At 63.8% G+C, this 3,366-nt stretch carries 3 protein-coding genes; 1 reads left to right on the forward strand and 2 read right to left on the reverse strand.

Translation table 11 applies throughout. The annotated features are described in order from the left end of the window. Both QOC69_RS10175 and QOC69_RS10180 read right to left on the reverse strand, forming a co-directional pair. Nucleotides 1–2,249 (reverse strand): MMPL/RND family transporter (locus tag QOC69_RS10175; protein ID WP_526438968.1); only part of this gene is annotated, 2,249 nt, incomplete at its 3' end. Then, nucleotides 2,246–2,671 carry an MmpS family transport accessory protein gene (locus tag QOC69_RS10180; protein WP_526438970.1) on the reverse strand — a complete coding sequence of 142 codons (426 nt, stop codon included), beginning with the start codon at nucleotides 2,669–2,671 and terminating at the stop codon, nucleotides 2,246–2,248. The genes QOC69_RS10180 and QOC69_RS10175, both read right to left, overlap by 4 nt. Nucleotides 2,672–2,794: 123 nt before the next feature. Here QOC69_RS10180 and QOC69_RS10185 point away from each other — a divergent pair. Next, a partial coding sequence (locus QOC69_RS10185; RefSeq protein ID WP_526438972.1) for a TetR/AcrR family transcriptional regulator occupies nucleotides 2,795–3,366 on the forward strand: 572 nt, incomplete at its 3' end.

Genomic DNA, 3,366 nt, shown 5'->3' on the forward strand with positions numbered 1-3,366 from the left:
GCGATCCGGAGCGGTTCGATGTGCGAGGTGCCCTCCTCGCTCAACGGATCGCCCTGGTGGAAGACGGTGAATCTGACGGCATGACCGTCGGGCGAGAGGAACAGCTTGATGCCGCGTTTGAAGTCGGCCGTCTGGAACGCCTCCGGCGGCAGGTAGAAGGTGTCGTCGTTTCTCGCGGCGTCGAAGGCCTGCCCCATCGCGGTCGAGTCGTTCTGGGTGGCCATGTTCTGGTCCTGTTGCGCCTTCTGCGCCTGGTACTGGTTGAGCATCATCTGCTTCTGGTTCTTCATCGTCTGGATCATCGCCGGCATCAACGCCGCCAACTGCGGCGTCAGGTCGGCCAGTTCCTGGATGTCCGGCACCAGATCCTGGATGTCGTCGGACAACGTGCTGATGCCGTCGAGGCTGTCGAAGATCGACCTCAGCGACCAGCACACCGGGATGTCGAAGCAGTGCGGCTCCCAGTAGAAGTAGTTGCGCAAGGGCCGGAAGAAGTCGTCGAAGTCGGCGAGGTGATCGCGGATCTCGTTGGTGTCGGCCGAGGTGTTCTTGAACTTCTCGGCCATCCGCCGCGTGACGTCGGCCATCTGCAGGGTGATGCTCTGCATCTTCGTCATCGAGTCGATGGTCACCTGCAACTCGTTGGCCTGTTTCAGCGTGTTGTCCAGCACGATCTGCTGATAGTCGTTGTTCATGAGTTGACCCGTGCCGCCCTGGCCGACCGTGTAGGCAAGCGAGGCGTGTTCGATCGGCTTGCCGTCGGGACGCGTAATCGTCTGCACCTGAGCGATTCCGTGCACCCGGACCATCGCCTTGGCGATCTTGTCGATGATCAAGAAGTCGGCCGGATTGCGCAGGTCGTGATCGGCCTCCACCATCACGAGTTCGGGATTCATCTTGGCATCGGAGAAGTGCCGATCCGCTGCCGCCATGCCGACGTTCGCCGGCACGTCGGGGGGAAGGAAAATGCGGTCGTTGTAGGTGGTGCGGTAGCCGGGCAGGGTCAGCAGACCGACCAGGGCCAACACCACGGCCATGATCAGGACCGCACCGGGCCAGCGCACGGTGGCTGCGCCGACCCGCCGCCACCCGCGGGTCCGCTGCATGCGCCTGGGCTCCAGCACCCGGCCGAACCGAGTGACGACGGAAATGAGTGCGGGTCCAAGCGTCAGCGCGGCGGCAACCACGATCGTCATGCCGATCGACAGCGGAATGCCCATGGTTTGGAAATACGGCAACCGGGTGAAGTGCAAGCACAGCGTCGCCCCGGCGATGGTGAGACCAGACGCCAGCACGACGTGCGCGGTGCCCTGAAACATCGTGTAGTAAGCCGACTCTCGGTCTTCGCCTGATCTTCGCGCTTCCTGGTACCGGCCGATCAGGAAGATCGCGTAATCGGTGGCGGCGGCGATCGCCAACGTCACCACCATGTTGGTCGAGAAAGTGGTCAACCCGAAGACGTCGTGATAACCGAGGAAGGCGACGATGCCGCGGGCCGAGAGCAAACCGATCACCACCATGAACAGCGTGATCAACACCGTTCTGACGGAACGGTAGACGAGCAGCAGCATCACGATGATGACGGCGAACGTCAGTCCTTCGATCATCTTCATGCTCGCGTCGCCGACGACGTTCTGATCCGTGGTCGTCGCCGCTGGGCCCGTCACGTAGGCCTTCACGCCGGCGGGCGCCTGCGTGCCGGCGACGACGTCCCGAACGGCCTGCACCGACTCGTTGGCGAGGGCCTCGCCCTGGTCGCCTGCGATGTACACCTGCACGTAAGCGGCCTTGCCGTCGATGCTTTGGGCGCCGGCCGCGGTCAACGTATCGCCCCAGAAGTCCTGGACGTGCTGGACGTGCGTGGTGTCCGCGCGCAGCTTTCGGACCATCTCGTCGTAGAACGTGTGGGCGTCCGCGCCCAACGGCTCATCGCCCTCGAGCACGATCATCACCGAACTGCTGGTGTTGTACTCCTGAAACACCTCGCCGACGCGCTTCGTCGCGATCAATGCGGGCGCATCGTTGGGACTCATCGACACCGCCCGCATCTTGCCCACCTCTTCTAGCTGCGGCACGGTGGTATTGAGGATCGCGACGATGGCGATCCACGCCAGGACGATCGGGATCGCGAAGGTGCGGATGGCCCGGGCCAGCCGGGGCCGGGCGACGTGGCGCGCAGGAGGTATGGCGTCGGTCGGGGCGTCGTCGACCGTGCCGTCAGTCCCACCCCCCAACCCAGCGCTGCTCATGCCGCCTTCACCAAGCAGTACGTCGCGGTATTCACGCCCTGAGCCGTCCTTTCGTCCTTCACGACGTCATCGACGATGACTCGGCAGCCGATTGATTGACCGTTGCCTTGGGCAAGGAGGTTCGGCATGACCGACGGCACCGTCGTCTCGAGCTTCAGGGACCACGGCAGGCTCACCTCCCCGGTCCGCTGCGGCAACCCGTCGAGGTCGGTGTAGTTGATGATCGCGGTCGACCCTGAGCCAAACACCTCGTAGGTCACCACCTTTGGATTGAACGACTCGGCCGTATCGGACCCCACCGGTGTCACCACGGCACCATCGGAGCCGAACACCGATCGCAGATAGGTCACGCTGAGGGCGCCGACCGTCACGGCCACGACGACGAGGGCGGGCAGCCACGCGCGCTTGAGCACCGAGATCAAAGTCGAGCCTTTCCACGTGGAACCCGCGGACAGACGGGCCGGGCCAATCTAGGTAGCAAACCTAAACGGAATAAGTGGATAGAGTCAATCCACTTATGACGCCGATCACTTACACTCCGATACGTGACCGCCGACAACGAATCCGGCCGGGCGCTGCGCAGTGACGCAGAGCGCAATCGGCAGCGCGTGCTCGCGGCCGCCCGAGAACTGTTCGCGGCGAAAGGGCTGGAAGCCACCCTCAACGACGTGGCCCATCACGCGAATGTCGGTGTTGGAACGGTGTATCGGAGATTCGCCACCAAGGAGGAACTCGTCGAGGCGATCTTCGAAGACGGCATCGACCAGATCGCAGCATTGGCGGAATCAGCACTGCAGCAGGATGATTCGTGGACAAGCTTCGTCTGGTTCGTGGAGCAACTCTGCGAACTGACCGCAACCGACCGCGGGCTGCGCGAGATGGTCTACAGCAGGGCCTACGGCGGCTACCGCGTCGAGTGCGCACGACTGCGGCTGGATCCGCCCATCACGAGACTGGTCGAGCGAGCCCGAGCCGACGGGCACCTACGTTCCGACATCGAACCCACGGACGTGCCGATCGTTAGCCTGCTGGCCGGCACCGTAAGTGAATGGGCCGGACACGTCGAGCCCGATCTGTGGCGTCGCTACGTGGCGCTGCTCCTCGACGGCATGCGCCG

Origin of the sequence: Mycobacterium sp., assembly GCF_032162105.1 — a bacterium.
Lineage (GTDB): Bacteria > Actinomycetota > Actinomycetes > Mycobacteriales > Mycobacteriaceae > Mycobacterium.